This is a genomic window from Chromobacterium aquaticum (genome assembly GCF_021129195.1).
In the GTDB taxonomy this organism is placed as follows: domain Bacteria; phylum Pseudomonadota; class Gammaproteobacteria; order Burkholderiales; family Chromobacteriaceae; genus Chromobacterium; species Chromobacterium aquaticum.
In genome coordinates this window covers 1-3,389 of record NZ_JAJOHW010000211.1, presented here as the reverse complement: position 1 = coordinate 3,389, position 3,389 = coordinate 1, and the positions used below count along the sequence as shown (strand labels likewise).

The following is a 3,389-nucleotide window of genomic DNA, read 5'->3' as shown; positions in this document are numbered from 1 at the left end:
CCTGCAAGCCTGGCGCGAACGGCTGCCGCGCCCGCTGGCGCAGCGGCTGCCGCTGCTGTTTCCGCCGGAGGTGGACGCCGCGCCGCCGCAGCCGGCCGCCGACGCCCTGATTCTGACCTTGGCCCTACAACATGCCCAGAGACATCCCCACACCCCGCCCGCCGACCGCCGTTGAAGGCGTGCTGGTGCGCAGCGCCCAGCTGCGCCGCGCCGCGCGCGCCGACCAACTGGAACGCGAAGCGCGACGGCAGGCGCAGCGCGTGCTGCGCGACGCCGAACATCAGGCGGAGACCCTGCGCCGACAAGCCAGCCAAGCCGGTTACCAACAAGGCATGCTCGCCGCGCTGGAACAAGCCGCCGGTCATTTCGCCGCCAGCCAGGCCATGGCCTGGCGCTGGCGCGAGCGGCTGGAGCAAGAGGCGCGCGCGATGCTGGCCGCGGCGGTGGACCACCCCGACACCCTATTGCTATTGCTGGATGAATGGCTGCGCGACCGCGACGCGCCGGACGCCACCCTCTATCTGCAACTGCCCAAGCGCGCGCGCGCCTTGCAGCCGCGGCTGATGGCCTTGTTGACGGAAAACTGGCCCGGCACGATCCAGATCGATTACCACGCCGACGCGCGCTTCATGATGCGCTGCGCGGACCAGGCGGCGGAATTCGAGCCGGAGCAATACGTGGAACCGGCCAGCCGCCAGCTGCTGCAATGCCTGGAGCAGATGCCGCAGGATTGCCGCGCGCTGTCGGAACAAGCGCTGCGCGAGCTGATCGCGCGGCTGGAACAAGACCTGGCGGCGCTGGCCGCCGCCAAGCGGAGCCCGGAATGATTCCCTCGCTGAACCTGTCCGCCTTGAGCCTCGCCGCCGCCGGCGGCGATGACATCGTTCCCTTGCAGCAGCGGCTGCTGGCCGCGACGCAAGACGCCGGCGGCGCCGCGCCGCCGACGGAAACGCCGGAGGCCGACGACGCCAAGCCGGTCGAACCGCCGCCGCACAAATGGCCGGACTTCAATGCCGACCCGGTGGCGGTGGCCTTCCTCGCCGCGCTGCGCCAGCTGCAGCCGCCGGCAAGCGATTCGCAGCAGGACAAACAGCGCTACGCCGATGCCGTCGGCAAGCTGCTGGCCGACTTCAAGGACCCGGCCACCGGCGAACTGGCCTTCACCACCTTGAAGCAGAAGAACGACATGATCCAGCGCACGCTGGAGCAGGTCGACGCCGCTTCGCCGCTGCACACCGCGCTGATGACCTCGCTGGTGGGCAATATCGGCGTCGGCGGCATGATGCAGCAATGGATGCAGGAGGCCATCCTGTCCGGCGGCGTGCCCAAGGAGATGGAGGACTGGTGATTCACACCGCGTCCCACAAGGCCCGCGCCGCCGCCGCATGGTAGAAGACATCGCCGCTGCGCTGGAACTCGCGGTGGCAGGCGTACACCAGCTTGATCACATGCTCGTTGCGCAGCTTCAGCACCCGCTGCAGCAATAAGGGCCAGGCCGGTTGCGCGTCCGGCAGTTCCGCCGCTTCCAGCGCCGGCGCGCCGATGGACACATAGGCGACGCAGAAGGTCCGCCACAAGGCTGGATGCCAATCCTCCGCCGCCAGGCCGGGCAGGTGCTCGAGCACGTCGCGCAGCGCCAGCGTCGCGGTCACCATGTGCAGCGCGGTGAAGTTGTCGGTCTGCCAATACACCCGCAGCGCAGCCCGCGCCAATTCATCCAGCCAGTCCGGCGTTTGCGGCGCGCCGGGCAGCGCCGCGGCGAAGCGCGGATCGGCCAGCACCGCGTCGAAGCGATCGTGTATCCAGTAATCCGGGCTGTTCCAGCCGGCCAGCGCCCGCGACAGCTGTTCCAGCCCGGCCTCGGCCGAGGCGGCCGGCGCTTGCGCGTCCAGGTCGGCGGGCAGGCGCAGATAGGCGCACAGATAATAGGCCAGGCCCGCCGCCGCCTCGCCGGCGTGGCCGGCGCGCAGCGCGAAGGCCAGCCGGATCAACGGGTGGAAGGCGCCGCCGCCCGGCGAGAACGGCAGGCTGCCCAGCACCTCGCGCACGGTTTCGTCCACGCCGCGCGCCGCCACCCGCTGCTCCATCACCCGCAGCAAGGCCGGGAAGGCGTCCAGCCGGCCCACGGCGGCGTCCCAGCGCCGCCAGCCGATATCGTATTCCACCAGCTCGGCCGGCTCGGCGCGCTCGCTGTCCCAGAAATCGAAGAAGGTGCGCAGCTGATGCGGCTCCGCGCCCATTTCCGCCAGCGCGGTCAGCGCCATCGGGCAATGGTTGGTGGTGTCGCTGTGCATCAGCGAAAACTCGTGGTTGGCGTCCAGCAAGGCATGCAGTTCGGTGTGACGGCTTGGCGCGTTCATGGCGTCCTCCTTGAAAAAAACCTGCCGTCACGATAAAAGTTAAAGCCAACTTTAAGTCAAGCGAGTCCGGACATGCCCGCCTCCCCCTCATCCAAACCCAACCCCTGGCTCAGCATAGGCGAGCTGGCGCGCCGCGCCGGCGTCGCCGCCAGCGCGCTGCGCTACTACGAAACCCAGGGGCTGTTGCACAGCATCCGTTCCGCCGGCGGCCAGCGCCGCTACCCGCGCGACGCGCTGCGCCGCGTCGCCTTCATCCGCGCCGCCCAGATCGTCGGCATCAGCCTGGACGACATCCGCGCCTCGCTGGCCGCGCTGCCCAGCCAGCGCACGCCGACGCCGCGCGACTGGGAGGCCTTGTCCGCCGACTGGCTGCCGCGCCTGCAGCAGCGCATAGACGAGTTGACCCGGCTGCGCGACCGGCTGGGCAACTGCATAGGCTGCGGCTGCCTGTCGCTGAGCCAGTGCGCGCTGTACAACCCCGGCGACCGCGCGGCCAGCCTGGGCGATGGGCCGCGTTACCTGATAGGCGAACCGCCGACGGAAGCGCCGGACCAAGAACCGGGCTGAGCGCCTGTTCCAAAGTCTCGCGAGCAAGAGCGAGACCAGGCGAAAACGAGCGACAAAGCGGAATGTACACGTGGTACATGAGCACTGAGCTTGGTTTCAACGCCCATTTCTATCCATCCCGCCGACGCGCAGCAGATCGTAAACAGGTTCTGAGCACTTCCTGAAAGCCGCTGTTACAACGGCGCGCTGTAATGGCGCCCATTTCAACGCCACTGGAGCGCCACCATGGTATTTCTCGGCTTTACCTCCATCCGGCCCAATGCCGGCCAAGCCCCCGCCCCGGCCCCCGAGGCCCCCGCCGCCCAAGTCGGCAGCCTCAACGGCAAGCCGGTGCGCATCGACGACAGCGCCGAAAGCCGCGGCAAGGCCCATGCGGTCTTGAGCGAGTGCCTGTCCGATGTGCGCCGTTTCTTCCAGCCGCTGTGCGGCCGGGTCACCCGCTTCTTCGGCGCGATTCCGGAC

At 69.2% G+C, this 3,389-nt stretch carries 6 protein-coding genes; 5 read left to right on the top strand and 1 reads right to left on the bottom strand.

The window, feature by feature from the left end; all coding sequences use genetic code 11:
* Position 1 precedes the first annotated feature (1 nt).
* The 3 genes from LQT98_RS24235 to LQT98_RS22950 are packed head-to-tail and all read left to right on the top strand — an operon-like array spanning position 2 to position 1,348.
* A complete protein-coding gene (locus LQT98_RS24235; RefSeq protein WP_407928967.1) occupies positions 2-175 on the top strand; it encodes a hypothetical protein in 174 nt (57 codons plus the stop codon).
* A gap of 10 nt (positions 176-185) precedes the next feature.
* Positions 186-827 (top strand): hypothetical protein, encoded by a 642-nt coding sequence (locus LQT98_RS22955; RefSeq protein WP_231465482.1) that lies wholly within the window; start codon positions 186-188, stop codon positions 825-827.
* Positions 824-1,348, top strand: a complete 525-nt coding sequence (locus tag LQT98_RS22950) for a hypothetical protein (RefSeq protein WP_231465480.1) — start codon at positions 824-826, stop codon at positions 1,346-1,348. The genes LQT98_RS22955 and LQT98_RS22950 overlap by 4 nt, the downstream gene beginning before the upstream one ends.
* Position 1,349: 1 nt before the next feature.
* Here LQT98_RS22950 and LQT98_RS22945 read toward each other — a convergent pair whose 3' ends face one another.
* Positions 1,350-2,360, bottom strand: a complete 1,011-nt coding sequence (locus LQT98_RS22945) for a questin oxidase family protein (RefSeq protein ID WP_231465478.1) — start codon at positions 2,358-2,360, stop codon at positions 1,350-1,352.
* A gap of 72 nt (positions 2,361-2,432) precedes the next feature.
* Here LQT98_RS22945 and soxR point away from each other — a divergent pair, with 72 nt between their 5' ends.
* The gene (soxR, locus tag LQT98_RS22940) at positions 2,433-2,927 is read left to right on the top strand and encodes a redox-sensitive transcriptional activator SoxR (RefSeq protein WP_231465477.1); all 495 of its coding nucleotides are present in this window, start codon (positions 2,433-2,435) and stop codon (positions 2,925-2,927) included.
* A 225-nt stretch (positions 2,928-3,152) separates the two neighbouring features.
* Positions 3,153-3,389, top strand: a 237-nt coding sequence (locus tag LQT98_RS22935) for a hypothetical protein (RefSeq protein WP_231465475.1), incomplete at its 3' end; no start/stop codon positions are given.

Excerpts from the sequence above, each read along its gene's own strand:
- LQT98_RS22950 (WP_231465480.1), top strand. The coding sequence starts at position 824 with ATGATTCCCTCGCTGAACCTGTCCGCCTTGAGCCTCGCCGCCGCCGGC.
- LQT98_RS22945 (WP_231465478.1), bottom strand. The coding sequence starts at position 2,360 with ATGAACGCGCCAAGCCGTCACACCGAACTGCATGCCTTGCTGGACGCC.
- soxR (WP_231465477.1), top strand. The coding sequence starts at position 2,433 with ATGCCCGCCTCCCCCTCATCCAAACCCAACCCCTGGCTCAGCATAGGC.